Below are 26470 nucleotides of genomic sequence, written 5' to 3'. Positions count from 1 at the left end.
AGACTCATGAAGGGCAGGCCATGAACCCGGTACTTTCCGCGCCGCGGCTGATGAAGACGACGTCGGGCTGGTGGGTGGCCGACGAGTCCGGCGCCGGGCCGTTGCCGCCGGGCACGACGCTGGGCTCGTTGCTGGCGCTGCCCGCCGCCGAGCTGGACGCGCTGGTGGCCGCCGTGGCGCGGACGGCCCCGGCCCCGGATTCCTTGCTGGCGCCCGTGGACGACGACACCGAGGTGTGGGCGGCGGGCGTGACGTACGAGGTGTCGCGCGCGGCGCGGATGGAGGAGAGCACGGCATCGGACCTCTACGCCCGGGTGTACGAGGCGGAGCGGCCGGAGCTGTTCTTCAAGAGCGTCGGCTGGCGCGTCGCGGGACCGGGCCGCCCGATCGGCGTGCGCGAGGACTCGACGTGGGACGTGCCGGAACCGGAGCTGGGCATCGTCGGCAACGCGGCGGGCGCGATCGTCGGCTACACGGTGGTCAACGACGTCAGCTCCCGCAGCATCGAAGGCGACAACCCGCTGTACCTGCCGCAGGCGAAGATGTACCACGGCGCGTGCGCGGCGGGCCCGTGGATCGTGCTCGCCACGGGCGTCCCGGACCCGTACCGTTTGGCGATCTCGGTGGAGATCCACCGCGGCGGCGCACTCCTGTGGTCGGGCGAGACGACCACCGCCCGCCTGCACCGCAAGCTCACGGACCTGACCGCTTACCTGTACCGCGCCGAGGTTTTCCCGCGCGGCGTCCTCCTCGCGACGGGTACGTCGGCCGTCCCCGGCCCCGACGTGACGCTGCTGCCCGGCGACGAGGTGGCGATCACGATCGACGGGCTCGGCACCCTGCGCAACCCGGTCCGGGCGGGGTTGTTCGGCTGACCGCGGGCCCGGCCGGGCCCGCGGTCGAGTCGCATGTGGAGCGACGATTCGCGGGGACGACCGTCAAGGCGGTCCGCGGCCGCCGTGCCTCGGCCCGGTTCACCCGGACGGGAGCGCGGTTCACGCACCGGCGCGCGCGGCGGCGTGGAACCCTTTCCGGGTCAACCGGAATGGCTCACCGACGAGTCGCCCCCCATGAAAGGAATCGCGCGCGTGATCAAGACCAGCCTGGGCCGGGACGGCACCGGGGCGAGGAAGGTCACCTTCGTCCTCCCGCAGGAAGCCCCGCCCGGACCTGTCAGCGTCGTCGGTGACTTCAACGGCTGGTTGCCCGGCCGGCACCTGCTGCGGAAGCGCTCCAACGGCACCCGCTCGGCAGCGGTGGAGGTCCGCCCCGGCGCGACGCTGCATTTCCGCTACCTCGCCGCCGGCGGCCAGTGGCTGGACGACCCGGACGTGCCGGACCGCAGCGGCGACAACTGCGTCTTCGTGGCGCACTGAGCCGGACCGGCAACACCCGGAGTGGCAAGGGAAACAGCGGCTCCCGTTCCGGCTGGGACGGGAGCCGCCGGCTTCTCATCTGTGCGACGTGGTCGCCGTGTGCGGTCAGCCGATCCCGGCCGAGAAGACGTGCAGCTTGGGGGAGCCGGGCGTGAGGGTTCCGGTGACGTTCGGCAGCGTCACCACCGAGACGGTCTTGCCCGCCTGCAGTGGTACTGCGGCGTAGTAGATGTTCACCTTCTGCGTCTGCTGGCCCCCGCCGTTGTTGAGGTAGGGCAGCGTCACGGCGATTTCCTCGCCGGGCAGGTTCTGCGACTGCCACCAGTCGTCGAAGCCGAGGGAGTACGGCTGCGTCGTGCCGTCGGTGTAGACGATGGTGCCGCCGCCCGACGGCGCGCCGGAGTCGCCCGTGCCGAGGAAGCCGAGCTTCGTGCCGGAGCCGGACAGCAGCACGGACTGGCCCGCCGTCAGCACGTTGTCGGGGCCCGGACCCGGCCAGGCGAAGGAAATCCCGCCGTGCTGCGCCGTGCCGCCCGCCGGGAACCCGGCCGCCGCGAGCGCCTGCGCGGAGTAGCTCAGGCCGCCGCCGTCGAGGTTGCCCGCCTTGGTGTTGCTGTCGTCGCTGATGCCGGTGTTGTTGTACGCGGCCGCGAGCGAGGCGTACGGCACCGAGGTGCGCCCGGTGTCCGTGCGGGTGCCCGCGCTCGTGCTCGCCTGCGCGGACAGCTCGTACGTCCCGGGTGGCGCCGAGGCCGGGGCGGTGAGCTGCCAGGTCGTCTTCACCGTCTGGCCGCCCGCGACCTGCGGGAACGTCGTGGGTGACGTCGCCGTCGCGGTCCAGCCGGACGGCGCGGCCAGCGAGAGGGTGACGCCGGTGACCGGGGTGGTGCCGCCGTTCGCGAACGTGGTGGTGGCGGTGCCGCTCGTGCCCGCCCGCGTGACCGGCGGGACGTCGAGGGTCAGCGAGTGCCCGACCACGATCGGCGCGCTGCCGGTGACCCCGTCCACGGTCGCCTTGATGGTCGCGACGCCGTCGCCCACCGCCCGCACCAGCCCGTGCGCGTCGACGGTCGCGACGGCCGGGTTGCTGCTGGCGTACGAGACGGCCGCGCCACTGAGGTCCACAAAGGACTGGTCGTTGCGCACGGCCGCCACCACCTGGTCGGCGACGGCGTGCGGCTGCCCGGTGTCGTCGGTGATCCACCGGTTGCGGCCGGTCAGGTCGAAGGTCTGCCCGGCCCGGTAGACGACGTCCTCCGGCTGCACGGTGACCGTGGTGACCTTCGGCGTGATCGTGCCGGTGACGGTGGTGGCCACGGTGCTCGCGACGGCCTGCGAGCTGGTCGCCACCTGGAACCGGTACTGCCCGTCGTCCACGACCTGCTTGCCCTGCCCCGGATCCCAGCGCGAGAGGTCGCTGATCCGCACGGGAATGGTGACGGACTGGGATTCGCCGGGCTTGAGCACCCGCGTCTTGCGGAACCCGGCGAGCCGCTTGCCCGGCAGCTCCACCCCGGGCACGGTGAACTGCGAGGCCGCGTACAGCTGCGCGACCGACGCGCCCGCCGTCTTCCCGGTGTTGGTGACCGTGACCGACACGTTCACGGTGCCGTCGGCCGGCACGCTGGTCTTGTCGATCTTCGCGGGGGAGTAACCGAAGCTCGTGTAGCTCAGGCCGTAGCCGAACGGGTAACTCGGCGTGCCGGTGAAGTACTGGTAGGTGCGGCCGAGCCCGCCGGTCGCCGACGGCGTGAGGCCGTAGTCGCCCATCGGCGGCAGCTGCGCGTCATCCTTGTACCAGGTGAAGTTCAGGTGCCCGGCCGGGTTCTGGCGCCCGGTGACGACGTCGGCGAGCGCGGCGCCCTGTGCTTGGCCGTTGTAACCGGAGAAGACGATCGCCGGGAAGCTGCTCTGCACGTCGTCCAGGACCACCGGGCCGCCGGACTGCACCACGAGCGCGGTGTTCGGGTTGCCGACCGCGGCGGCCTGGGTGATCAGCGAACGATAGTTGCCGGGCAGCGCGAGCGTGCTGCGGTCGTGGCCCTCGTTGGCGACCGAGCCGTCGGTGCCGGCGAAGACCACCACCAGGTCGGCGCTCTTGACGGCCGCCTTGGTCGCGTCGCTGAGCACGGCCGGTCCGGTCGCCGAGGTCGACGTGCCCGCGGCGTCGAACACCACGTTCGCGCCCGGCAGTGCGGCCTTCAGCCCGCCGACGGCGCCGACCTGCACGTCCGGCGCGCCCGAGTAGTCCCCGAGGGTCACCTTGTTCGCGAGGTCGCCGAGCACCACGACGTTCTTCACCTTCGCCGGGTTCACCGGCAGCACCTGGCGGTCGTTCTTCAGCAGTACCAGCGAGTTGTCGGCCACCTGCTGCGCCAGGGCCTGGTGCGCCGGGCTCTGGATGGTGTCCTTGGTGATCTTCGTGTACGGCACGCTGCCGGCCGGGTCGAACTCGCCGGTGGCCATCCGCACGGTGAACACGCGCACCAGCGCCGTGTCGAGCACGCCTTCGCTGAGCACCCCGGCGTCGATCGCCGCCTGGATGTTCGGCAGGGAGTTCTCCTCGCCGGGGCAGTTGAGCGCGGTCCCGGCGCGCAGCGCGTACGCCTGCCCGCCCGCCGGGCCGGAAACCTTGGCGCCGGTGGTGGTGTTCGTCCAGGTGGCCGCGGTGTCCTTGCCGTCGGTGGTCCAGCCCGGCGGCGCCCAGTTGTGGCCGGACTGCGGGGTGCGGTAGGTGGTGGAGACGGCGCCGCAGTCGGAGGTCACGTAGCCGCCGAAGCCGTAGGTGCGCTGCGCGAGCGTGTTGGCGGTGTAGGTGTCCGCGACCGACGGGGTGCCGTTGATCGCGTTGTAGGACGTCATCAGCCCGGACACGTGCGCGTTTTCGATCAGGTCGGCGAACTGCGCGGTGTAGTAGTCACGGATGTCGGTGTCGCTCGCGTCGGAGCTGATGCCGGTGCGGTTGAGCTCGACGTCGTTGAGCGCGTAGTGCTTCGCGGTGGCGGCGACCTTCAGATAGCCGTTCTGCGGGGTGCCGTCGGCGGAGTTGCCCTGGTAGCCGTTGACGAAGGCGCCGGCGATCTGCCCGGTCAGGAACGGGTCCTCGCCGAACGCCTCGTCGGTGCGGCCCCAGCGCGGGTCGCGGTCCATGTTCACGGTCGGGGCCCAGTAGGTCAGCGAGCCGTAGTCGTTCACGTCCGGGCCGAGGTTGTTGGCGCTGGTGCCCCACAGGGACTTGTCGAGGAAGCCGCGGACCTCGTCGGACACCGCGGTGGTCTCCTGGCGGACCAGCTCCGGGTCCCACGCCATGCTCGAGGCGAAGTTCGTCGGGAAGCTGGTGGCGTGCACCTGCTCCGGCTGGGTGACCGGGTTCGTCGACCCGCCGAGCCGGTTGATGCCGTGCTGGCCCTCGTTCCAGTACGTGTACTGCTGCACGCCGAGCCGGGGAATGGCGGGCGCGCTGTTCGTGCTCAGCTGCCGGGCCTTTTCCTCGAGGGTCATGCGGGAAACGAGATCCGCCGCGCGCTCGGCGAAGGAGTAATGCGTGTCCCGGTAAACGGGACCTGGTCCGGGCGTGGTGGCCGGGATACTCGTGGTGAGCCCGATTGTGCTGATTGTGCTGATCGCAGCGCACAACAGGGCCATCGGCACCGTTTTCCGCATGACCTGAACCGCCTCCGTCGCTGAAAGGCCGAAGCGGGGCTGGCGGCGAGGCCAATTCGGCCCGGATACGGCCGGAAATGGCGCCCCACGGTGGTGTCGGATGCGACATTCCTCCTGCGCACGGCCCCGCGTCAAGGTGATCGCTGCGGGTGACGACGGGCGTGCCGGTGGCCGGGATCCGCAGCCCCTCGGCGTCGGCCGGGTGGCGGTGCCCGGTGGTTGTGGAGCGCTTGTTCCGTTACACTCGGGTTCGTGCCCCGCCCTCGGATCCACGACCCCGAACGGCTGCTCGACGTCGCCGAGCGGCTGATCGCCGAACGTGGTCCTGAAGAGGTGACCGTGCGGGGGCTGGCGGTTGCGGCCGGGGTGCCGAACAGCACGATCTACCACAGCTTCGGGTCATTGCCCGCGTTGATCGGGCGCGCGTGGCTGCGTGGGGCTGGGTACTTCCTCGACGTCCAGACCCAGCTGGTTGACCGGGCACTGGGTGTGGGCGGGGCGGTGGCTGGTGTGCCAGGCGCTGCGGCCTTGCCTGCTGGTGCTGCGGATGCGGCTGGCGCCGCCGCGGCGACGGGGCCTGCTGGCGCCGCTGTCGTGACGGGGCCCGCCGGCGCTGCGGATTCCCGCGCTGTCGCCGCGGTGGTGGCCGCCGCGGACACGCCCGCCGTTGTTGCCGAGCGGCGGCCGGAGGCGGCGCGGCTGATGCTGACCGTTTCGCCCGATCGGATCCTCGGCCCGCAGCTGCCCGAGGACGTCCTCGAAGACCTGCACGCCCTCGACAAACGGCTCGTCCGCCTCCTCGTCCGCCTGGCGCGCGAGCTGTGGCAGCGCGGCGACGGCGCGGCCGTCGAGGTGATCACCACCTGCGTCGTCGACCTGCCGACGGCCCTGCTCAAACGCGACCTCGCCGCGTACGGCGCGGCGGGGCCCGAGGCGCGCCGGCGGCTGGCCGCTGCCGTGCGCGCCGTCCTCGCCTTGCCGCCGCCGGACCGCCCGCGGCGAGCACCCACTGTCTGAAAACCACTGTCTGAAAACCACTGTCTGATATCGACCGTCTGAAAAGGACCTTTCATGCCCGAGCTGTCCCGTCACGAAGCCGTTTTCGTCCTGAACCTCGGCGATGGCGAGAACCGGTTCTCCCCGGATTGGCTGGAGCAGGCGACTTCCCTGCTCGACACCGTCGTCGCCGGGTCCGAGCCCGCGGCGCTCGTCACCGTCGGCGGCGGGAAGTTCTACTCCAACGGCCTCGACCTCGACTGGCTCATGAGCCACGGCGACGAGGCGGGCCCGTACGTCGCGGCCGTGCAGGAGCTGCTCGCGCGGGTGCTGGAGCTGCCGGTGCCCACGGTCGCCGCCGTGAACGGCCACGCCTTCGGCGCCGGCGCGATGCTCGCCATGGCCCACGACTTCCGCGTGATGCGCGCCGACCGCGGCTACTTCTGCTTCCCCGAAGCCGACATCAACATCCCGTTCACCCCCGGCATGGCGGCGCTGCTGCAGGGCAAGCTGACGCCGTCGGCCGCGGTCGCGTCGATGACCACGGGCCGGCGATTCGGCGGCCCGCAAGCCCGTGAGCTGGGACTGGTCGACGCGACAGCGGACGAGGCCACCCTCCTCGACACGGCGACGGGCGTGGTCCGCGACCTGGCGGGCAAGGACCGCGGCACCCTCGGCGCGATCAAGACCACCATGTTCGCGCCCGCGCTGACCGCGCTGCGGGCCCCCGCGTCCTGAGCCGGTAGACTCCCCGGCACGGCGGTGGGGCTCGCCGTTCCGGGTCTCCCGGACAACCGCGGCGACCGCCGCCAACAGTCCCTACTCGAACCGGGGAGAACTGTGCCCGAAGCGGAGTAGGAGACGCTGTGCCCGATCAAAACAACCGGCCCGATCAGAACAACCGGCCCGACCCGGCTGACCAGCGCGACTCGGCCGACCAGAGTGACCTGGCCGAGCCGATCGACCCGGACGTAGACCTCCGGGTGCGATCCCACCGCCGCGAGTTCCTGCGGGACCAGGGCCCGGTGCTAGCGGCGATCGCGCTGGGCGGCGGCCTCGGCGCGCTGGCCCGGTACGGTCTCGCCACGGCGCTGCCGACGCTGCCCGGCCAATTCCCGTGGGGCACCTTCGTGACCAACGTGTCCGGGTGTTTCCTGATCGGCGTGCTCATGGTCGTCATCACCGAGATCCGCCCCGTGTACCGGCTGGCGCGGCCGTTCCTGGGCGTCGGCATCCTGGGCGGGTTCACCACGTTTTCCACCTATGCGGTCGAAACGCGCGGGCTGCTGCAGCCGGGGTCGGTGCAGCTCGCGTTCGGCTACCTCGGCGGCACTGTGGTGGCCGCGTTGCTCGCGGCGCTGGCGGGGATGGCGCTCACCCGGGCCGTCGCCGTCCGTCCGGAAAGGACGGTCGAGCCGTGACGCTGCTGCTGGTCTTCGCGGGCGCCGTGCTGGGCGCGCCGCTGCGTTACCTCACCGACCGCGCCGTGCAAACGCGCCACGAGACCGAGTTCCCGTGGGGCACCTTCACGGTGAACCTGGTGGGCTGCCTCATCCTCGGCTCGCTGGCCGGCGCGGGCTCGGCCCTGCCGTCCGCCGTGCTCGCTTTCGCGGGCACGGGGTTCTGCGGCGCGCTGACGACGTACAGCACGTTCAGCTACGAGACGATCCGCCTGGCCGAGCGCAAGGCGTACTTCGCCGCGGTGATGAACGTGGTCGTCAGCGTCGCCGCGGGGGTCGGCGGCGCGTTGTTCGCTTATACGACGGTGCATTCGCTGGTGGTCTAGCGGCAGGTTGGTGACAAGGAGCTGGACCGGGTCGCGGGGCGGCCGCACAATCGGGGGTGTGCTCGTCCTTCGCAGTGCCCTGGACCGCCTGTTGTACGGGCTGTTCTTCTTCGTGCTGGGCTGCGTCGGCCTCGGCTTCTCCGGGAACCTGCTCGCCACCGACTACGACCCGCTCTGGTGGGTCCTGCTGGGCATAACGGCGCTCATGACGCTGGCCGGCCTCGTCTTCGTCCTGGACGGGGTGCGGATGCGCCTCGCCGGATACCGGTGGACCGAAGAGCCGTGAGCCCCGGACCGGCCTCCGGCTAGCGGCGGACGTTGAACTTCAGGTGCAGCACCCGGTCGCCCTGGACGACCACGTGGGGATCCTCCAGCAGCAGCTGCCCGTCGATGCCGCCGAAGTAGCGTTTGCCCGACCCGAACACCACCGGCACCACGTCCATCGCCACCTCGTCCACCAAGCCGGCGGCGAGGATCTGGCCGCCCACCTCGCCGGCGTTCACCGCGATGGCCCGCTCCCCGGCGAGCTCCTGGGCCTTGGCGATCGCGGCCGTGACGGTGCCGGCGAAATGGTACGACGCCTCGGGGTGCCAGCCCTCGGGCTTGGGCCGGTGGGACACCACGACCACGTGGTCGCCCGTGGGCGGACGGCCCTCCCACCCGTTCACCAGGTCGAACAGGCGGCGGCCCATCACGATCACGCCGACCTTCTCCCACATCGACCGGACGTAGCCCGCCGACGCACGGGAGACCTTGATGGCGTTTCCGGCCCCGGAATGATCGAACTCCTCGTCGCCGCCTCCGGTGATCGGGGTGTCCCCGCTGAAGTACCACTCGTGGAGCGGCCCGACGTCGTCCTTCACATCGGCGATGAAACCGTCCACCGACACCACGTTGTGCATGATTACCGTGCCCACTGGTTCTCCTCGGGTCTCCTTGCGCGTTCGCCCCTGATCCTTGTCGTCCCGGGGCGGACGCGCTTGTAGGAAATCACTCGGCGGGCATCGGGCCGCGGTCCGGCGGGAACTCCAGCTCGGCGGGGAATCGGCGCCGCAGGGCCAGGTACGCCGTCGGGGTGTGGCCGGTGAAGTCCTTGAACTCCCGGCTGAAGTGGGCCAGGTCGAAGTAGCCCATGGTGTGCGCGAGCTCCGACCAGTCGACCGGGCGCCGGGTGTCCACGGACAGGATCGCCCGCGCGAAGCGGTAAATCCGCGCCACCCGCTTCGGGGTGACCCCGACGTGAGCCTTGAACTGCGCGGCCAGGTGATTGGCGCTGACCCCGGCGGCGTCGGTCAGCGCGGCGACCGGGACCGTGCCGTGGGAAGTCGCCAGCCGCCCGGCGGTGTACTGGACCAGATCGAGACCTCGCGACGGTGCCGCGGCCAGTCGTGACCGCAGTTCCGCCTCGACTACCCGCAGTGTCTCGGCCGCCGACGCAGTGTCGCCGACCTGGTTGCGGATCCGGTCCGAAGACCGCCCCCAGACGGCGTCGACCGGCACCCATCGATCCCGCAGTTCGCTTGCCGGCAGGCCGATGAACGGCGAAATCCCCCACGGCTTGAAGTGCACCCCGACGAGCCGCACCCGGGCGGGGTACTCGAAGCGGAAACGCCGGGTCCACACACCCATGAACCAGCCATCGGGCAGCACCACCGGCGGCACCGACGGGTCGGAATCCCACAGGCGGGCGGGTTCGCCCAGGTTGACGTACAGGTGCGCCGACGGCATCGGCGGGACGTTCATCCGCCGTTGGCGCGGCACCCCGGTCAGGCAGTAGATGTCGTCGATGAACCGGTCGAGCGGCGGAGCGGGCACCCGGCTGACGTAGTCCATGGGCTCAGTGTGCCGCCGAGTCCGTTACCAGATCGACCCGGTAACGGACTGGGCCGGGTCACCCGTCTCGCGGTTGGGGGCCACCACCGGGCGGGGTGACGATGCAGGGATGAACGCACCGCAGCCCGTCCTCCTCCCCGGCAGTGCCCGGTCCGTGCTGGCCGGTGCCGAGGTGCTCCGCCCGGTCGAACCGGGCAGCACCGTGACCGCGACGGTGCTGCTCCGCCGGCGCGCCGAGCTCGACCCGGAACTGGTGACCGGTCCTGACACCATCACGCCGGACGAGCTCGCCGACCGGTACGGCGCGGTCGAGGACGACCTCCAGCGCGTGCGGGAGGTGCTCACCGGCGCGGGCCTCACGATCACGGGCACGCACGCCGGGTCGCGGCGGGTTTCCGTCAGCGGTCCGGCGCAGGCCATGGCGGCGGTGTTCGGGACCGAGCTGAACCTGGTGCGGTACACCAGCCCCGGCGGTGCCGCCGTCGAGCACCGCGGCCGGTCCGGTGACCTGCACCTGCCCGCCGAGCTGGCGGACGTCGTGGTCGGGGTGCTGGGCTTGGACGAGCGTCCCCAGGCGCGCGCCCAGTTCCGCCTGCACGCCGGGCCTGCGGACGCCCAGGGGTTCACGCCGGATCAGCTGGGCACGCTCTACGCGTTCCCGGACGGCACGGACGGCACCGGGCAGACCGTCGCGATCATCGAGCTGGGCGGCGGCTTCAAACCCGAGGACCTCACCACCTACTTCGGCGGCCTCAAGATCACCCCGCCGCAGGTCAGCGCCGTCGAGGTCGACGGCGCCAAGAACGCGCCCACCGGCGACCCCTCGTCGGCCGACGGTGAGGTGATGCTCGACATCGAGGTCGTCGGAGCGCTCGCCCCGCGGGCCACCCAGCTCGTCTACTTCGCGCCGAACACCGACCAGGGTTTCCTCGACGCCGTGAGCACCGCGGTGCACGCGACCCCGACGCCGACCGCGGTCAGCATCAGCTGGGGCCAGTCGGAGGACGCGTGGACCAGCCAAGCGCGGACCGCGATGGACCAGGCCTTCGCCGACGCCGCCGCGCTCGGGGTGACGGTGTGCGTCGCCAGCGGTGACAACGGCAGCACCGACGGCCAGTCCGACAGCGCGCAGCACGTCGACTTCCCGGCGTCCAGCCCGCATGCCCTGGCCTGCGGCGGCACCCGGCTCGAGGCGGCGCCGCCCACCGCGATCACGGCCGAAACGGTGTGGAACACCTCCGGCGGCGGCTCGACCGGCGGCGGGGTCAGCGACACCTTCGCGCCCCCCGCGTTCCAGTCCTCGGCCGGCGTGCCGGCGCGCGCCGGCGGCGGCACCGGCCGGGGCGTCCCCGACGTCGCGGGCAACGCCGACCCGGCGACCGGCTACCGGATCCTGGTCGACGGCCAGCAGTCGGTGATCGGCGGAACCAGCGCGGTCGCCCCGCTGTGGGCCGCGCTGCTCTGCCGCCTCGCCCAGTCGGCCGGACGCCGGTTCGGGCTAGTCCAGACCCAGCTCTACGGCGGCGCGAAGGCGGGCGCCGTCCAGCCCGGCTTCCGCGACATCACCACCGGGACCAACGGCGCCTACTCCGCCGCCGGCGGCTGGGACGCTTGCACCGGCCTCGGCTCGCCTGACGGCACTGCTCTGCTGCAAGCCCTCGGGGGAACGCAGAAGAAGTAGGGAATCGCACGGGAAAGCTCATCCGTAGGCGGGGCGAACACTCACAGGCGCCTCAGCGTGCGCGCTGCGCGACGGCTCCTTGCGCCATCCGCCGGGTGTTGGTCTGCATCCGCGTGACGACCGGTGACACGCCGCGTGCGCGGGGCGCACTGTCGATCAATGCGGGATTTCCTCCTGGAACGGATTTCCGGCCGGCTGCTGGTCCAGTGCCGGCCCGGTCAGGCCGTGGCCGCCGCGGCGGTGGCCCAGGAACACGACACCGGGCTCGTGCTCACCGGTCCCGCTCCCGAGCCCATCGTGCGCCGGCTGCGGGGCAACGGTTTCGACGGGCCCATCCTGTGTGACGCCGCGCGGTACGCCGGACGGCGGCGGGTCGCCGGTCGCCGCGGAATCCGTCCCGCCTGGTGCCGGCGGCAGCGGGAGCTGGGTTTGCTCCCGCTCACCGACTCCGGTTATCTCGCCTACCGGGACTTTCGCGGCCTGCGCACGATCCTGCGGGCCGCCAAGGCACAGAAGCCATCGGTGGTCGCGATGCTGCCGCTGGCCGCGGAGTGGTTCAGCTACCCCGGAATCCTCGAAGGACTGATCACGCAGATCGCCCTGCACGGCGTGCCGGTCGCCGTCGGGATCGAGCACCCGGCGGACCCGTTCGCCGCCCAATACGTAGTACGCGGGTTCCTGAACCTGCTGGATTCGGCGGGCGTGCCGGTGCTGCTAATCCGCTCGGACGCTGCCGCGCTCGGGGCGCTCTGTCACGGCGCCCACGCCGCGGCAACCGGGGCCGACAGCGGTCTTCGCCACATCTACCCGCTGCGGGAAACCGGCCCGCCGAGGCACGCCGGCGTCTCCGCGTTCGTCGGTCCGCTGCTGACCTACCACCGGCTCGAGACGCTGGAACGGCTCTTCCGTGACGCCCCCGACCACGAGCACCTGTGGGTGTGCGAGTGCCCGTCCTGCCACGGCCGCACCCCGGCCGCACTGGCCGGTGCCACCGCGCCCCTCGACGAGGCGGCCCGGCATTCCGTCCACGCCCAGCTCCTGCTTTGGCAGGACCTGCGCCGGGCTCGCACCAGTGACGCGCTCGCCAGTACCTGGCACGAGCACTGCACCCACGCGCTGTCGCTGCACGAGGAACTCACCCGGCGGAGCCCGGCTGGGCTGCGCAGCTGGCTCAAGGTGACCGAAGACCCGTTCAGCCGGAGCGGTATCCCGGCCCAGCAGCGGTCCGTGGTGCGCCAGCGCTCTGCTGACCGGCCCTCCGGGTAGCGATGGAACTCAGGCGCGGCCCCGCACCAGGTCGATCAGCCGGCCGAGGACCACGTCGCCCGCGGCGCGGAGGCCGTTGTGCTCGTATTCGTTCGTCAGCCAGGGGCGCATGGTCGGGATGAGGCGGGCGGTCTGCTCGGAGAAGGCGCGGTCCACGTACGCGTCCTCGGCGTAAATGGCTGCGGCGCAAGGGACTTCGCAGTTTCGCAGTGCTTCGGCGTCGTACAGGCGGGGCCACTCGTGCTCGGCGAGGATCTCCGCCGCTTCGCGCAGCGGCGCCAGGCCGGGCAGGTCCGTGAGCAGCCACGGGTACACGTGCTCACCGCTGAACAGCGTCACGTCCTCGTCGAACACGGCCGGTCGGGCGCGGGCGGCGGACCAGCGGGTGGCGCCACCGTCGGCGTAACTGGCCTCGTGGACCACGACGTACAGCGGGTTTCGCGCGGAGAACGGCAATGCGGCCGCCACGTCGTGCGCGAACGCGGGGGAGTCCGGGTCCCGCTCCAGCAGGTAGTGCAGCGCCTCGGCGCCGTCGCTCATGCCGAGCACGTTGCCCAGCAGCCGGAACAGGCGCGAGGTGAGCGGGGTGCCGTCGGGCAGTTTGATCTCGCCCGCGTCGAGCCGCTTGTGCAGCGCGCGCACGCGCTCGCGGTCGGCCGGGTAACGCTCGTAGTACCGGCGGTTGCGCTCGAGGATCGTGGCGAAGGTGGCCGCGTAGATCTCGTCCGTGTCCGGCTGCAGCGGGGGCACACCGCCGGTGAAGAACGCCTCCCGCAGCCCGCCGGGCGCGTGCGAAAGGTAGTTCAGCACACAGAAACCGCCGAACGACTGGCCCAGCACGCTCCACTGGTCCACCCCCAGCTCGACCCGGATCAGCTCGGCGTCCCGCACGATCGAGTCGGCCCGGAAGTGCGTCAGGTACGCCGCCTGCTCGGCCGGCGTTTTCCCCGGCAGCGTGCCCACGGGCGTCGACCGGCCGGTGCCGCGCTGATCGAGCAGCAGCACGCGGTAGTCACGCAGGGCGCGGGTGATCCAGGCCGGCGGCGACCCGGCGGGCCGCGGCGCCTCCTGGCCCGGCCCGCCCTGCAGGAACACCAGGAACGGGCGGTCGAGGCCGTCCGGGTCGGCCACCTCGCGGGCGAACACGGTGATCCGCTCGCCGTCCGGCCGGCTGTGGTCGAGGGGCACCCGGAACTCGTGCTCGGTCAGGACGAGGCCGGGGACACGCACGGTGGAAGCCATACCCGTGATCCAACCACGATCCCGGGCGCGGATGCCCGTGGCCGGCTGACCCGCTGCTGACCCGGTGCTGTCCCGCTGTTGACCCGGTGCTGCGAAAGGGACTACTCGCGGCCCATCGCGCGGCGGATCTCGGCCAGCTTGTCCTTCGCGGCCTTGTCGCGGTCGGCGATCTTCTTGTCCAGCGACGCGAGGTCTTCCTTGCCGCCGAGGCCGGCGATCTCCTGGGCGCCCACGGAAGTCTCGTAGCGCTTCTCGATGCGGTCGCGGACGGAGTCGAACGACGGGACGCCGCCTTCGCTGTAGTCCGGGTCCGGCAGCGCCACCGGTGCGGGCAGGGCCGGTGCGGGCGTGGTGGTCTCCCCGACGATCTCGGCGTCGACGGGTTCCTGGTCGCCGGGCTTGTTCCTGCTCATCATCTGCTCCGTCCTTCGCGGGCCGGGTGCCCCGCCGCCGACCCTAGCCGGGTTCCGGCGGGCGGGTCGGCGTCCTCCCGCGGGCGACGCGTCAGGGCGGGCAGCTTTCGGTCGAGCAGCTTCACCAGCGCGGCGAAGACCAGCGCGACCACGACCACCAGCAGCGCGTTGCGCAGGGCCGCGCCGAAGCCGATTTCGGTGACGTCCATGAACGGGTACGGGTACCAGTGCGTGAACGCGCCCTGCACGAAGATGTAGACCAGCCACAGCACCGGCCAGAGGAATGCCGCGGCGACCGTGCCCCAGCCGCCTGCCCCGGGCCGCGGGCCGAGCACCAGCCACGCGGCGACCGCGGCCCACGGCGAGACGTAGTGGAAGCCGATGGTCGCGGCCAGCGCCCAGCCGGTGACGTGGATCTGCGGCGCGAGCACGATCGCGTACACCAGGCCGGTGATGAGGATGCCGAGCAGCGCGTCGAGCCGCACCACCCGCCAGACGCGGCCGTCGAACGCGGGCCGCGCGGCCAGCACGAGCGCGGCGGCCAGCAGGATCAGGTTGCTCTGGATGGTGAAGTAGCTGAACAGCCGCCACAGCCGGATCCCGACGCCGGCGGCCTCGCCGGTCTGGCCGGAGTTCGCGTCCGCGCCGCCCTGGAACACCAGCACGACCTGGATCACCAGCGCCACGGCGATCACCGCGGCGATCAGCCCGTGCCACCAGCGCGACAACGTGAGGACGGCGGGGCGAGTGGCCACGGGGCTCCCTGCTCGGCGGATCGGGCGGACGACGGGCGTCGGACAGCGGGGAGCTTAGCCCGAATGGCCCAACGTCGCCGGAGGTGCGACACCGCCGGGGCACAACGTTGCCGGGGCCTGACAGCGCCGGGGGCCCAGCGCGGCCAGCGGCCCAACGTTGCCCGGAGCGCAACGCTGCCGGAGAGTCAGCCGGTGAACCCCTGCTCGCGCAGGATCTTCTCGACCTTGTCGCGGTGGGCTGTCGCCCAGTCGTCCAGCGTCTCGGCCTCTTCCTTGGCCTGCTTGGCGGAGGCGTCGGCGAACACCTGCCCGGCGCGGGCGGCGGGGGTGACCACGACGCCCTCCTCGTCGGCGACCACGATGTCGCCGGTGTGCACCGTGACGCCGCCGCAGCGGACCGGCTCGTTCAGGGGCACGGCGGCGGCTTTGGTGCCGGGGACGGGGATCACGCCGCGGGCGAAGACGGGGAAGCCCAGCTCGCGGACTTCGGCGAGGTCGCGGATCACGCCGTCGAGCACGAAGGCGGCGATGCCACGGCGGTGGGCGACGGCGCAGACGTTGCCGCCGGCGAGCGCGTAGTCCACGTCGCCCGCCTCGACGACGATGACCGAGCCCGGCGCGGCGCGGTGGATCGCCGCGTGCAGCATCAGGTTGTCACCCGCCGGGCAGCGCACCGTGTACGCCGGGCCCGCGACCCGCGGCACCGGTGACCACAGCGGACGGATGCCGATGTCCATCACCTGCCCGCGGCCGAGCACGTCGGCGAGTGAGGTGGGGGAGAGGGCCTGGAATCCACGGGCGTCGGTCATGCCCCGGATCCTAGGGGCGGCGGGGATCACTGCCGCGGGGAAACGCCCCGGGGTCGCGGTCCCGGGGCGCCGGTGGATCGGGTCAGTGCACCAGCGGCGGGCCGAGCGGCAGGGCGGACCCGCCGGTCGCCGTCGAGGCCGTGCCGAAGAACAGGTAGACGCCGACGGCGGCGAACACCAGCACCACGATGCCGCCGACCTGCAGCGTGCCCGCCGAGCCGTTCACCGTGCCGGCCAGCACCAGTGCCAGCGCGACCTCGATCAGCGCGAACAGGACCGTGTACGTCACCGGCAGCCGCAGCGTGGCCAGCGTCAGCATGCCGACGACGACCAGCCACGAGATGAGGAACAGGCCCTGGGTGTCGATGGCCGCGGCCGGGGCGATCCCGAACCAGCTGTGGGTCAGGCCGAGCACGAGCAGCGCGTAGCTCAGCCAGAATCCCGAGAAGATGCCGAACACGCCGGCCACGGCGCTCTGGCCGACGGCGGCGGCCCAGCCGGCCGCGATCAGCAGGCCGATGCCCGTCGCGGCGATGATGACGGCGAGCGACGCGCCGACCGCCGAGGCGGGCACGTACCCGATCAGGACGAGGCCGAGCGCGACCGAACCCACCACGAAGCTGGGGAGTCCGATCATCATCGGGTCGGCCGCCGGTGCCGCGGCTGGGGCGGCCTCGGCGGTGTGCTGGGCCGGGACACGGGGGACGCTTTCGGTACTGGCATCGAGGGTGGTCATGTGCGGGCTCCCTGGTCGGGCATCCGGAGTGTGCCTGGTCGTCGCGGTGGCACACAGCTCGGTATACCGCCCCCGCGCGCCTCCGGGAGTCTCATTTCGAGACGCGTGGACGCCGTGGGAACCGCTACGGTGCGCGCGGCCCGGTCCCGGCGGGAGACGCCGTCAAGGCCTCCTTACCCGCGTCGGACGCGGGTAAGGAGGCCTTGACGGACTTCAGGCCGGGACCGGCGGCGCAGCCCGATCAGCGCGACGCCGCCGATGCTCACCACGCCGCCGGCCAGCTCGGCCGGCCCGGGGACCTCGCCGAGCCAGACGTAGGCGACCGCGAGGGCGACGACCGGCACGAGGTAGAGCGCGGCCGTCGCCGTGGTGACGGTGTTGCGGGCGACGCCGTAGCCCCACAGCACAAAACCCAGCGCGGACGGCAGCAGTCCGAGGAACAGCACCGCCGCGTCCGCCGCGGGCGGCGCCGACGCGAGGTCGTGGAAGGCGGCCGGGGCCAGCGGGAGCGAGAAGAGCGTGCCGGTCCACATGGCGTAACAGGCGACTTCGAGGCCGGAATACCGGCGCAGCAGCGGTTTGCTGCCGAAGTGGTACGTGGCCTGCACCAGCGCGGCGGCCAGGAGCACCCACGCGGCGGTCGAGTATCCGACGTCGCCGCCGGAGAGCGCGATCAGCGCGGAGCCGCCCAGCGCGACGACGCTGCCGGCGATCTTGCGCACGCCCAGCCGTTCGCCGAGGAACGCGGCCGCGAGCACCGCGCTGAACACCGGCGCGGTGGCCACCAGCAGGCTCGCCGTCCCGGCCGGCACCCGGACCTCGCCCCAGTTGAGCAGCAGCTGGTACGCCGTCATGCCGGTCAGCCCGCACACCGCGATCAGCGGGAGGTCCTTCGCGCGCGGCAACCGCACGCCGAGGAACGGCGCCGCGGCCAGCAGCGCGGCCGACGCCACCGCCAGCCGCAGGAACGAAAGGCCGAAGGGGCCGTAGCCGTCGAGCCCGGCCCGGATCGCCGGGAAGGCCGACGCCCACAGCACCACGGTCGCGCCGAGGGCGAATGTCGCTTTGTTCACGTGGTCGAGTCTGCGCGTTAGAATGTGGTAGATCCAGTTAGTATTTCCACGACAAATAGGAAGCTCTGCTTATGCTTGAAGTCCGCCGTCTCCGGCTGCTGCACGAGCTGGCGCAGCACGGCACGGTGGCCGCGACCGCCGAGGCACTGCGGCTCACCGGGCCCGCGGTGTCACAGCAGCTCGCGGCGCTGGAGCGCGAGGCCGGCGTGGCGCTGCTGGAGAAACGCGGCCGCCGGCTGGCGCTGACCGCGGCCGGCGAGCTGCTGGTGTCGCACGCCGACGTGATCCTCAGTGACCTCGACGCCGCGGAGTCGGCGCTGGCGGCCCTGCGCGCGGACGGCGTCGGCACCGTGCGCATCGTCGCCTTCCCTTCCGCCGCAAGGGCCCTCGTGGCTCCACTGTGGACCAAAGTGCCCGGGGTGGCGCTGCGGCTGCTGGAGCAGGAGCCGGAGTTCGCGATCGGCACGCTGCTGCGCCAGGAGGCGGACGTCGCGCTGGTGCACAGTTACACGTTGCTGCCCCGCGAGTCGCCCGCCCGCTGCGAGGAGCACCCGATCGCCGACGACCCCGTGCTGCTCGCCCTGCCGCCGGAGCTGGCGCGCGAGCGGGGGCTCGCGCCGGGGCAGAAGGTGCGGCTCGCGCGGTTCGCCGGGGTGCGTGGCTGGTGCCGTCGAAGGAGTTCTCCTGTCACGACATGATCGAGCGCGCGTGCGGCGCGGCCGGGTTCGTGCCGGAGGTGGCCGCCGAGGCGACCGACTTCGCCGTGCTCACCGCGCTCGTGGCCGCGGGCGCCGGGGCCGCGCTGGTCCCGCGGATGGCGCTGCCGGAGGCGCACGGCGACGTCAGCCTGCACCCGCTAGCGTCGCCGGTCACGCGCAAGGTCTACGCCTTGACCCGGAGGGGCACCGCCCGCCGCCCGGACGTGCGGGCGGTGCTCACCCGGCTCTGCGCCTGACCTCACCAGGCGTGGCCCGCCGCGCGTGACCGGCGGCGCGACGGGTCACGCGCGGCGACCGGCTCAGGCGTGGATCGGGGAGCAGGTCCAGCGGACCGGGCCGTAGCCGTTGACGCGGCCGAAGATCGTGTTGTCGTCGCCGATGACGTAGACGTCGTCGTCATCGGTGAAGCCGGCGGGCAGCGGCAGGTCGGCCAGGTGGGTGGTGTCGCTCCAGACGGCGGGCGGGCCGGTGAGGGTGTCGCGGCTGCCGGCGATCAGGCCGTTCGCGTTGATCGCCTGGGCGGTGCCGCCGTCCTCGATCGGCCGGGCGTCGCCGGGCGCGTGCCAGACCACGGACTGCGACTCGGGCCAGGCGCCGATCTCGGTGCCGATCACGTGACCGCCGCGGATTCCGGCCAGCAGCAAGGGAAAGCCGGGCCCGCCGAGCGGAATGACCTGGCCGCCGCGCCAGAGGTGACCGGGGTTGTTGTTGCCGTCGTACAGCAGCACGGTGCCGTCGTCGTCGAGGTCGATGCCCTGTCCCACGGTGGTGTCGATGACCTGCGGGCGGGCCGCGAGCGTGGACCACAGCAGGGTGACCGCGTGCCCGTCCTTGTCCGACTGGCCGGTGGCGAGCACGTCGCCGCGCTCGTTGAGGGCTACCGCGTAGCTGGCCTGGTAGCCGGGCGGGGCGGCCAGGTACGTGAGCACGCCGGCGGCGTTGTAGAGGAACACGCCGCTGCGCGAGGTGCTGCGCTGGGTGCCGGACAGCAGCACCGTGCCGGCGGAGTTCTCGCCGACGATCTGCGGGAAGGTGAAGTCGTCGATCTCGGGCACGATCCGGGGCTGCCCGCCGGTCCAGATCACGAGCCGGAAGCTGTTGGTGGCGGTGTTGGTCACGGTGCCGGAGTAGTTGCCGTGGCTGTCGGTGCCGGTGATCCTGACGTCCGGCGGCTGGTACCCGTCCGGCGGCGCGATCTTCTCGAAGTCCCAGCTGCACGCCGCGGGCCCGGTCCCTGGCCCGGTCCCTGGCTCGGTCCCGGCCAGCGCCGGTGCGGCCGGCACGGCGGCGAGCGCGAGCAGTACGGCGGCGAGTGTGCCCAGGCGTCTTTTCATCATCGGTGAATCCCCCAGTGTTCCTCGGTGTCGCGTCCCTCGGTGTGCGCGGAACACGCGCCGCTCACGGGAACGGGTTGCCCGCGGCGGCGCGTGTCACCCGATTCGCCCAATCGGCCGGGAAACGGGCGTGCGCCGTCAAGGCCTCCTTACCCGCGTAGGACGCGGGTAAGGAGGCCTTGACGGACAAACGGCGGGGGGTGGCGGGGCGGGGCCGCTTGGTTGCCGTTGCTTGGTTGCCGCGGCTTGGTTGCCGCGGCTTGTTTGTCAGTGCGCCGCCGTGGGTACTACTGCTCCGCCTTTCCCAGACCCCCGGAAGCGAGCCGAAGATGGCCGAGAAACCTGCCTTCGCGAGCGAGCCGGCCTCGTCCGCGATCCTGGCCGGGCCCGAGGCCTCCGCCGCGGTCCCGGCGACCATCAGCACGATGCTCGCCGGCGTTTCGCCCGAGGTGGTGCTCGACGTCGTCTCGCTCGTGGACGAGCTGGTCGCCGACGCCGAGCGCGACGGGGCCAAGTTCGGCACGCTGGTGCTCTCACGGGATTCGTCGCGGTTCCGGGTGCAGGTCTCACGGGTGGCCCCGGCCGCCCGCCCCGACGCCGAGCTGTCCGCGGACGCCGCGTTCGGCCGCCTGCTGGTCGACGAGGTGGCCACGAGCTGGGGCACCCGCGGCTCGACGACCTGGGCCGAGGTACAGCTCGCCGGCTGAGCCGGGCTTGCTCCGCGTCGGGGTTGCTGATCTCGCTGTTGCCGATCTCGCCGACCCCGCCGACGACGGTGTGCATCGCGGCCGCCATCACCGCCTCCGCCACCACCACTGCTGCCGCCGCTGCTGGCCGCCCGTCGACCCCGCCGCCGACGTTGTGCAGCTCGCCGCTGCCGCACTGCCGCCGCTACCGCTGCCGCCGCCACCGCTGTGCCGCCGCTGCTGCCGCCATCACCGCCGCAGTCCGCCCGCCGACCCCGCCGACAACATTGCGCAGCTCGCCGCTGCTGCGTTACTGCCATCGCCATCGCCATCGCCATCGCCGCCGCCGCCGCCATCGCCGCCGCCGCCGCTGCCGCTGCCGCCGCCGCCGCCGCTGCCGCTGCTGCCGCTGCTGCCGCCGCTGCGCTGGCCGCCCGCCACCCCCGCCGACGACATCGCGCAGCTCGCCGGTGCCGCCGCCGTCGCCACCTGCCGCCGTCGCAGGCCCTCCGCCACCAGCTCTCCAGGCCCCACTAGCCCCAAGCCCCAACAGCCCCACGGAAACCGCCGCCGGACCGGCCGCGCGGCTTGTCAGATCCCCGGGCGGAAGTGTCGTGGTTTTGTCAGGCCGCGCGGGGCTCCGTTCGGCCGGGTGATGCGGCAGGCTGGAGACCGGGGCCGTCGGCCGGTGAGGAGGCGCATGATCCGGGCACGGCGAGGGGGGACGGCGCCGGACCGCCGCGCGTCTTCGGGGCACGGGCAGGCCGCCCGGGCCCTCGGCGGTCCGGCGGGGGGCGGGGCGGGGTCAGACCGCGGGCTGCCAGCCGAGCCCGTAGGACCGGGCCGGCTCCAGATCGTGGAAACTCGTGTGGACCTCGCCCGCGTTGTCGGGCCACAGCGGTTTGCGCGGGGCCAGCGGGTCTTCCGCGTCCTTGGAGAACTCGCCGTCGATGCGCCAGACCTTGGCCGGGGGACGGCCGCGGTCGAAGCGCACGTTGAGGTCGAAGCTCTCGCACGGGTACTCGGGAGTGCAGCAGTAGAACGGCGAGGGGAACTCGTCGACCCTGATCCGGAAGAAGAACTCGTGTTGTTCCCCCGTGCCGAGAAGTCGCGGGGGCCGCAGCCGGAACGCCACGCGGGTGGAGGAGATCATCCGCACGGAGTGCACTTCGCCGCCGGCGACGACGTCGATGCCGAGGCCTTTGAGGGTGGGCAGCGGCTGGCCCGGTTGCAGCGGGCGGGCCAGCGAGACCGAGTGCTCGATCTCCTCCAGCCCATCGACGTGGCTGATGATCCGCCGCGTTTCGAACACCTCCGCGCCGGCTTCGCCGAAAGTCAGGCGCACGGCCAGGGCCGAGGTGTGCCACGGGTCCTTGCGGCCCGCCTGGGTCAGCCGGCCCGGGGCCGCGTACGCGGTTTCGGCGATGAGGTAGACGACGTCGTCGGCGCGCCGCTGCATGGTGCGCACGTTGCGGTCCGCGCCGGTGCCGAGCCGCGCCAGCCGTTCGGTGTAGCGCTGGCCGGCCGGGGTGCCGAAGCCGAAGACCAGCCGGGCCACTTCCCGTTGGGACTCCGGAAGCCGCGTGATCAGGCGCCGCACCGTTTCGGACACCTTGTCGCGGATCGTGCCGGGGCTGTCCCCGTCCTGGATGCCGCAGATTTGGCGAAGCCGGTCGCCGACGTGTTCGGGCAGGGTCTTCGCCTGAATGCCCAGCCCTTTGCGAAGGGCCTTCAGCTCCGCTGAAAGCTCGTCGATCTTCGCGCCGGCCGCCTCCTGAGCCAAGCCGTCACCCCCGTCTGGTCGATGCTCGCTGAGTGTACTCACGCGGCTTCCCCGCCACGAGACCGCGGAGCCGTTTCCCGGCTGTTTCCTGAATCAGGAAACAACGCAGGTCATCGGCGGTAAGTGGCGTTTCCTGTTATTGGGCAACGGGAAACCCCTGTCTTTCCGGTTATTCCCGAGTGAGGCTTGGGTGGTCGAAATCCTTCGGCGAACCAAGTCGGCTCACCCCTTTTTCGCAGGGATTTCGTGAGTCCACTCGAGAAAGGAAAGCCGGATGCACACGCACCTCATCGTCCTCATCGCCCAGCTGCTTTCGCTGCTCGGCTGACCAGTGCCAGGCCGGCGGTCCCGGGCCGCCGGCCGACCTTCACTTCCGGCACCGGATGCGGGATGATTATCAGATGGCTGACTTTGGCACAGAATTGAGGCGCCGCCGCATGTCGGCTGGAATTTCACTCACCGCGTTCGCGGCCGCTGTTCATTTCACCAAGGGATATCTGAGCAAGGTGGAGACGGGCAAATCGCGCGTCACCCACGAATTGGCCAAGGCGTGCGATCAGGCGCTCGACGCCAAGGGCGAGCTGCTCGCGCTGGTCACCGACCGCGCGGCCGCGCGCCGCAGCGCCGGCGGCATTGTCGGACTGCCAGCAGGCGGCCGGCTCTTCGTCGGCCGCGAGGCCGAGCTGGCCGCATTGACCGCGCTGCTGCGCGACCCGGGGGACGGGCGGGTGGGCGTGGTGCACGGAATGGCGGGCTCGGGCAAAACCGCGCTGGCCGTCGCCGCCGCGCGAGCCGCGTTGCCCGCATTTCCCGACGGCTGCCTCTTTTTCGACTTCCGCGGCCACACGCCCGGCGTCGACGCGCTTTCCCCGGCCGAAGGCCTGCGCCGGCTGGTGAGCCTGCTCGACGTCGCGCCCGCGCAGGTGCCCGCGGACGAGGACGGCCTGGCGAACCTGGTGCGCGACCAGCTGCGTGAGCGCCGGGTGCTGCTGGTGCTCGACAACGTGCGGACCGCGGACCAAGTCCGCGTCGTCATCCCCGGCGGCACCGCCTCGCGGGTGCTCGTGACCAGCCGCGGGCGGCTCCCCGCGCTGGACGACGCCTGGCACTTCCCGGTCGACGTGCTGCCACGGCGGGACGCGGTCGCCCTGCTGCGTTCGATCGCCGGCGACCGGGACAGCGGCGGTGACGACATCGCGGGGGAGATCGCCGACTACTGCGGACGGCTCCCGCTCGCCGTCCGCATCGCCGCCGCGCGGTTCGTCGCGGGCGGCTGGACCGCCGCCCGGCTGCGCGACCGCCTGGCCGACGAGGACACCCGGCTCGGCGCGCTGGACGACGGGGAGCGCAGCGTCGCGGCCGCCTTCGCCGTTTCCTGCGCGGCGCTGCCCGAAGACCAGCGGCAGCTGTTCGGGCTGCTCGCGCTGCACCCGGCCGCCGCGGCGGAGGGCGCGTCCGTCGAAGCGCTCGCCGGCCTCGGCGCGGGTGAGGCGGACCGGCTGCTCGACCGGCTCCACGACGCGCACCTCGTGGTCCGCGACGAGGACGGGTACGTCGAGGTGCACGACCTGATGCGGATGTTCGCCCTGCGCCGCGTGCTCCCGGAGATCGCGGAGGCCGACCGCACGGCGGCGGTGGCGCGGCTGATCGAGCACGTCGTGGGCACCGTCCTCGCCGCGGACGAGCTGACCGAGCCCCACCGTTTCCGGCCCGAGACCGGCACCGCACGGCCATCGCGGCTGCCCTTCGCCGACGCGGACGGCGCACTGGCCTGGCTCGGTGCCCAGTGGCCGGTGCTGGCCGACCTCGTGGCGGTGGCCGCGGACCACGGGCTGAAGAGCCGCTGCTGGCAGCTGGCGTTCGTGCTCCGCGGTTTCTTCTTCCGCGAGAAGCTGTTCGAGCCGTGGATCCGCACGCATCGGCGGGCGCTGGAGGCCGCGGACGACCCCGGCGCGACCGGGCTGATCCTCAACAACCTGGGCATGGCCTACGTCGAGTCCGGCGACGCCGCCGAGGCGATCCGCTGCCACCGGCTGGCCCAGGAGCGTTTCGCCGAGGCGCACGACGAGCGCGGCGAGGTCGACGCGTTGTCCAGCCTCGCCTGGGCCCGGCTGTACGACGGCGAGCCGGAGCCCGCGCTGGCCGAGCTGAGGCAGGTGCTCGAGGTCTACCGCCGCACCGGGCGTACCCGCAACGTCGTGATCGCGCTGCGGGGGATCGCGTACGCGTACTCGGAGCTGGGAAGGCATGACGAAGCTGTTGCCTCGGCGGGGGAAGCGAACGACCTCGCCCAGCTCCCGGTGGACAAGGCGATGTCGGCCAACTGCTTGGCCTGGATGTGTTTCCGCGCCGGGCGGGCCGACGATGCCGGGCGCGGGTACGCCGCCGCGGCCGAGATCGCGGACCAGGCCGGCAGCGATTACGAGCGGGCGCGGGCGCTGCTCGGTCTCGGCAACGTCGCCGCGGCCCGGGGCGACCGCGTGGCGGCGGCCCGGTGGTGGGCCGAGGCGGCGGAGTACCGCGTGACCCTCGACCCGGCTGTGCTGGGGGAAGCCCGGATCTGGCTGGCGTCGCGCGACTGAGGGGTGCGGGCGGTTGGCGTTGTGAACGCGGTCAGTTCAGCGCGACTTGGTCCGGTGAAGCCGCGGAACGCTTCCTTATCTGTCCGAAGTGGACTAAACGGGATGCCGAAAGCCTGGCGCGGACCGCGTTTCCCGGACCCGCAGTTTCCGGAAACGGGAAACTCCTTGTTCCGCCCCGGCGGCCGGGGCACCCTGGTGATAGGGAGAATTCCCTTCTGTGTCAACGGAAACCGCGGCGTTCACGGTTCGCGGGAATACCACGAGGAGTCCGTCCATGAGGATCATCTGCTCTGTTTCATCGCTCGTCCGGCTCGCGCTGTGGCTGGGTGGGATCGCGCTCCTGGCCGGGGTGATGCTCGCCGCGCCGCCGTCCTCGGCGACGGGCACCGCGCCGCCCGTCGCCGTCCACGATGTGGATCGCCGTTGACCTCGGGGGAGTTTTGGATCCAAACTGTCCGGGACTTTCCCGACCTGGAGGCGGCATGACGTTCTCGTTCCTCAGTCATCTGGAGTGCTCGCGGACCGGGGAGCGCGCCGAGGCCGACCGGGTGGCCGGGACCTCCGCGGTGGGCGCGCCGCTGCTGGCGCGGTACGACCTGGAGCGGGTGCGCGAGACCGTGACACCCGCCGAAATCGCGACGCGCGAGCCGAACCTGTGGCGCTACCACGAAGTCCTGCCGGTGCGGCTCCCCGAGCACGTGGTGACGCTCGGGGAGGGGATGACGCCGCTGCTGCCGACCCCCGCGTACGGCAAGCAGGCCGGCGTGCCCCGGCTGCTGATGAAGGACGAGGGGCTGGTCCCGACCGGCTCGTTCAAGGCTCGCGGCGCCGCGGTGGGCGTCTCGCGGGCGCTGGAGCTGGGCGTGCGCGGCGTCGCGATGCCGACGAACGGCAACGCGGGCGCGGCCTGGGCGCTCTACGCCGCGCGGGCCGGAATGAAGAGCCTGATCGCGATGCCCGACGACGCGCCCGCGATCACCATGAAGGAGTGCCTGGCCGCCGGCGCCGAGCTGTACCGCGTGGACGGCCTGATCGGCGACGCCGGCAAGCTCGTCGCCGCCGCGGTCGCCGAACGGGGCGGCTACCAGGAAGTCTCCACGCTCAAGGAGCCCTACCGGCTCGAGGGCAAGAAGACGATGGGCTACGAGATCGCCGAGCAGCTCGGCTGGCGGATGCCGGACGTGCTGCTGTACCCGACCGGCGGCGGTGTCGGCCTGATCGGGATCCACAAGGCCCTGCTGGAGCTGAAGGAGCTGGGCTGGATCTCCGGCGACCTGCCGCGCCTGGTCGCGGTGCAGGCCACGGGCTGCGCGCCGATCGTGGAGGCGTTCGCCCGCGGCGCGCGCGAAAGCGTGCCGTTCCCGGACGCCCGGACGGTCGCCTTCGGCATCACCGTGCCCAAGGCGCTCGGCGACTTCCTGGTCCTGGACGCGCTCTACGCGACCGGCGGCACCGCCGTCGCCGTCACCGACGAGGACCTGCTCGCCGCGCAGCGCCGGCTCACCGGGCTGGAGGGCACGTTCATCTGTCCCGAAGGCGCCGCCTGCTTCGCCGCCGTCGACCAGCTGCGCGAGTCCGGCTGGCTGGGCGGGAGCGAGGAGGTCGTGGTGCTCAACACCGGCGCCGGGATCAAATACCCCGACACGATCGACGTCGACGCGCCGCTGCTGGCCAAGGACGGCGCCATCCCGCCGGCCTGAGGCCGCCGTGCCAGGATTGGATCTGATCACGAGGGAG

27 protein-coding genes are annotated in these 26470 nt (G+C 72.3%); 15 read left to right on the top strand and 12 right to left on the bottom strand.

The genetic code is table 11. The annotated features are described in order from the left end of the window. Nucleotides 1–20: 20 nt before the first annotated feature. Entirely contained in the window at nt 21–875 is an 855-nt protein-coding gene (locus OG943_RS17655) for a fumarylacetoacetate hydrolase family protein (protein WP_328610871.1), read from the top strand. Nucleotides 876–1088: 213 nt separating this feature from the next. After that, nucleotides 1089–1376: an isoamylase early set domain-containing protein gene (locus OG943_RS17650; RefSeq protein ID WP_328610870.1), complete on the top strand. Its 288-nt coding sequence runs from the start codon at nt 1089–1091 to the stop codon at nt 1374–1376. Between the two features lie 105 nt (nt 1377–1481). Here OG943_RS17650 and OG943_RS17645 read toward each other — a convergent pair whose 3' ends face one another. Further along, nucleotides 1482–4877, bottom strand: coding sequence for a glycoside hydrolase family 3 C-terminal domain-containing protein (locus tag OG943_RS17645; RefSeq protein WP_328610869.1), 3396 nt, complete (start codon nt 4875–4877; stop codon nt 1482–1484). 414 nt (nt 4878–5291) lie between these two features. Between OG943_RS17645 and OG943_RS17640 the strand changes: the two genes are divergently transcribed. From OG943_RS17640 to OG943_RS17620, 5 genes are all read left to right on the top strand, one after another. Next, the gene (locus tag OG943_RS17640) at nt 5292–6056 is read left to right on the top strand and encodes a helix-turn-helix domain-containing protein (RefSeq protein ID WP_328610868.1); all 765 of its coding nucleotides are present in this window, start codon (nt 5292–5294) and stop codon (nt 6054–6056) included. A gap of 54 nt (nt 6057–6110) precedes the next feature. Then, complete coding sequence (locus tag OG943_RS17635) at nt 6111–6773, top strand: enoyl-CoA hydratase-related protein (protein ID WP_328610867.1); 663 nt, start codon at nt 6111–6113, stop codon at nt 6771–6773. 128 nt (nt 6774–6901) lie between these two features. Continuing rightward, nucleotides 6902–7456, top strand: coding sequence for a FluC/FEX family fluoride channel (locus OG943_RS17630; protein ID WP_328610866.1), 555 nt, complete (start codon nt 6902–6904; stop codon nt 7454–7456). After that, nucleotides 7453–7821, top strand: coding sequence for a fluoride efflux transporter CrcB (crcB, locus tag OG943_RS17625; RefSeq protein ID WP_328610865.1), 369 nt, complete (start codon nt 7453–7455; stop codon nt 7819–7821). Before OG943_RS17630 ends, crcB begins: the two co-directional genes overlap by 4 nt. Before the next feature lie 58 nt (nt 7822–7879). Continuing rightward, nucleotides 7880–8107, top strand: a complete 228-nt coding sequence (locus tag OG943_RS17620; protein WP_328610864.1) for a hypothetical protein — start codon at nt 7880–7882, stop codon at nt 8105–8107. 19 nt (nt 8108–8126) lie between these two features. Here OG943_RS17620 and OG943_RS17615 read toward each other — a convergent pair whose 3' ends face one another. Together OG943_RS17615 and OG943_RS17610 are read right to left on the bottom strand one after the other, a co-directional pair. After that, entirely contained in the window at nt 8127–8738 is a 612-nt protein-coding gene (locus OG943_RS17615; protein ID WP_328610863.1) for a dihydrofolate reductase family protein, read from the bottom strand. Nucleotides 8739–8811: 73 nt separating this feature from the next. After that, a complete protein-coding gene (locus tag OG943_RS17610) occupies nt 8812–9654 on the bottom strand; it encodes a helix-turn-helix domain-containing protein (protein WP_328610862.1) in 843 nt (280 codons plus the stop codon). A 109-nt stretch (nt 9655–9763) separates the two neighbouring features. Between OG943_RS17610 and OG943_RS17605 the strand changes: the two genes are divergently transcribed. Then, the gene (locus tag OG943_RS17605; RefSeq protein WP_328610861.1) at nt 9764–11335 is read left to right on the top strand and encodes a S53 family peptidase; all 1572 of its coding nucleotides are present in this window, start codon (nt 9764–9766) and stop codon (nt 11333–11335) included. A 159-nt stretch (nt 11336–11494) separates the two neighbouring features. Further along, complete coding sequence (locus OG943_RS17600; RefSeq protein WP_328610860.1) at nt 11495–12601, top strand: hypothetical protein; 1107 nt, start codon at nt 11495–11497, stop codon at nt 12599–12601. 9 nt (nt 12602–12610) lie between these two features. Here OG943_RS17600 and OG943_RS17595 read toward each other — a convergent pair whose 3' ends face one another. The 6 genes from OG943_RS17595 to OG943_RS17570 all read right to left on the bottom strand — a co-directional run bounded on the left by OG943_RS17595 (nt 12611) and on the right by OG943_RS17570 (nt 17629). After that, the gene (locus OG943_RS17595; protein WP_328610859.1) at nt 12611–13843 is read right to left on the bottom strand and encodes an alpha/beta fold hydrolase; all 1233 of its coding nucleotides are present in this window, start codon (nt 13841–13843) and stop codon (nt 12611–12613) included. Nucleotides 13844–13944: 101 nt separating this feature from the next. Then, entirely contained in the window at nt 13945–14256 is a 312-nt protein-coding gene (locus OG943_RS17590; protein WP_328610858.1) for a hypothetical protein, read from the bottom strand. Next, nucleotides 14256–15011 carry a Pr6Pr family membrane protein gene (locus OG943_RS17585; protein ID WP_328610857.1) on the bottom strand — a complete coding sequence of 252 codons (756 nt, stop codon included), beginning with the start codon at nt 15009–15011 and terminating at the stop codon, nt 14256–14258. Before OG943_RS17585 ends, OG943_RS17590 begins: the two co-directional genes overlap by 1 nt. Before the next feature lie 185 nt (nt 15012–15196). Further along, complete coding sequence (locus OG943_RS17580) at nt 15197–15820, bottom strand: RraA family protein (protein ID WP_328610856.1); 624 nt, start codon at nt 15818–15820, stop codon at nt 15197–15199. Nucleotides 15821–15902: 82 nt separating this feature from the next. Continuing rightward, on the bottom strand, nt 15903–16556 hold the full coding sequence (locus tag OG943_RS17575; protein ID WP_328610855.1) for a GPR1/FUN34/YaaH family transporter: 654 nt from the start codon (nt 16554–16556) through the stop codon (nt 15903–15905). 173 nt (nt 16557–16729) lie between these two features. Beyond that, complete coding sequence (locus tag OG943_RS17570) at nt 16730–17629, bottom strand: DMT family transporter (protein WP_328610854.1); 900 nt, start codon at nt 17627–17629, stop codon at nt 16730–16732. Nucleotides 17630–17700: 71 nt separating this feature from the next. Here OG943_RS17570 and OG943_RS17565 point away from each other — a divergent pair, with 71 nt between their 5' ends. Beyond that, nucleotides 17701–18327: a LysR family transcriptional regulator gene (locus OG943_RS17565; RefSeq protein ID WP_328610853.1), complete on the top strand. Its 627-nt coding sequence runs from the start codon at nt 17701–17703 to the stop codon at nt 18325–18327. Then, complete coding sequence (locus tag OG943_RS17560; RefSeq protein ID WP_328610852.1) at nt 18324–18584, top strand: LysR substrate-binding domain-containing protein; 261 nt, start codon at nt 18324–18326, stop codon at nt 18582–18584. Before OG943_RS17565 ends, OG943_RS17560 begins: the two co-directional genes overlap by 4 nt. A gap of 63 nt (nt 18585–18647) precedes the next feature. Here OG943_RS17560 and OG943_RS17555 read toward each other — a convergent pair whose 3' ends face one another. Next, complete coding sequence (locus OG943_RS17555; protein WP_328610851.1) at nt 18648–19685, bottom strand: hypothetical protein; 1038 nt, start codon at nt 19683–19685, stop codon at nt 18648–18650. Between the two features lie 326 nt (nt 19686–20011). Here OG943_RS17555 and OG943_RS17550 point away from each other — a divergent pair, with 326 nt between their 5' ends. Continuing rightward, a complete protein-coding gene (locus OG943_RS17550) occupies nt 20012–20389 on the top strand; it encodes a hypothetical protein (protein WP_328610850.1) in 378 nt (125 codons plus the stop codon). 228 nt (nt 20390–20617) lie between these two features. On the opposite strand, the gene OG943_RS17545 is transcribed toward OG943_RS17550, so the two are convergent. Both OG943_RS17545 and OG943_RS17540 read right to left on the bottom strand, forming a co-directional pair. Then, complete coding sequence (locus OG943_RS17545) at nt 20618–20884, bottom strand: hypothetical protein (protein ID WP_328610849.1); 267 nt, start codon at nt 20882–20884, stop codon at nt 20618–20620. 289 nt (nt 20885–21173) lie between these two features. Beyond that, entirely contained in the window at nt 21174–22151 is a 978-nt protein-coding gene (locus OG943_RS17540) for a hypothetical protein (RefSeq protein ID WP_328610848.1), read from the bottom strand. Between the two features lie 383 nt (nt 22152–22534). Here OG943_RS17540 and OG943_RS17535 point away from each other — a divergent pair, with 383 nt between their 5' ends. The 3 genes from OG943_RS17535 (at nt 22535) to OG943_RS17525 (ending at nt 26433) form a co-directional block, all read left to right on the top strand. Then, nucleotides 22535–24733: a tetratricopeptide repeat protein gene (locus OG943_RS17535; protein ID WP_328610847.1), complete on the top strand. Its 2199-nt coding sequence runs from the start codon at nt 22535–22537 to the stop codon at nt 24731–24733. 274 nt (nt 24734–25007) lie between these two features. Then, nucleotides 25008–25160 carry a hypothetical protein gene (locus OG943_RS17530; protein WP_328610846.1) on the top strand — a complete coding sequence of 51 codons (153 nt, stop codon included), beginning with the start codon at nt 25008–25010 and terminating at the stop codon, nt 25158–25160. Between the two features lie 55 nt (nt 25161–25215). Next, nucleotides 25216–26433, top strand: a complete 1218-nt coding sequence (locus OG943_RS17525) for a threonine synthase (protein ID WP_328610845.1) — start codon at nt 25216–25218, stop codon at nt 26431–26433. Nucleotides 26434–26470: the final 37 nt, after the last annotated feature.

It is taken from the genome of Amycolatopsis sp. NBC_00345, from assembly GCF_036116635.1.
Taxonomy (GTDB): domain Bacteria; phylum Actinomycetota; class Actinomycetes; order Mycobacteriales; family Pseudonocardiaceae; genus Amycolatopsis.
The sequence above is the reverse complement of the archived record's forward strand: the minus strand, read 5'-3'. Positions and strand labels throughout refer to the sequence as shown.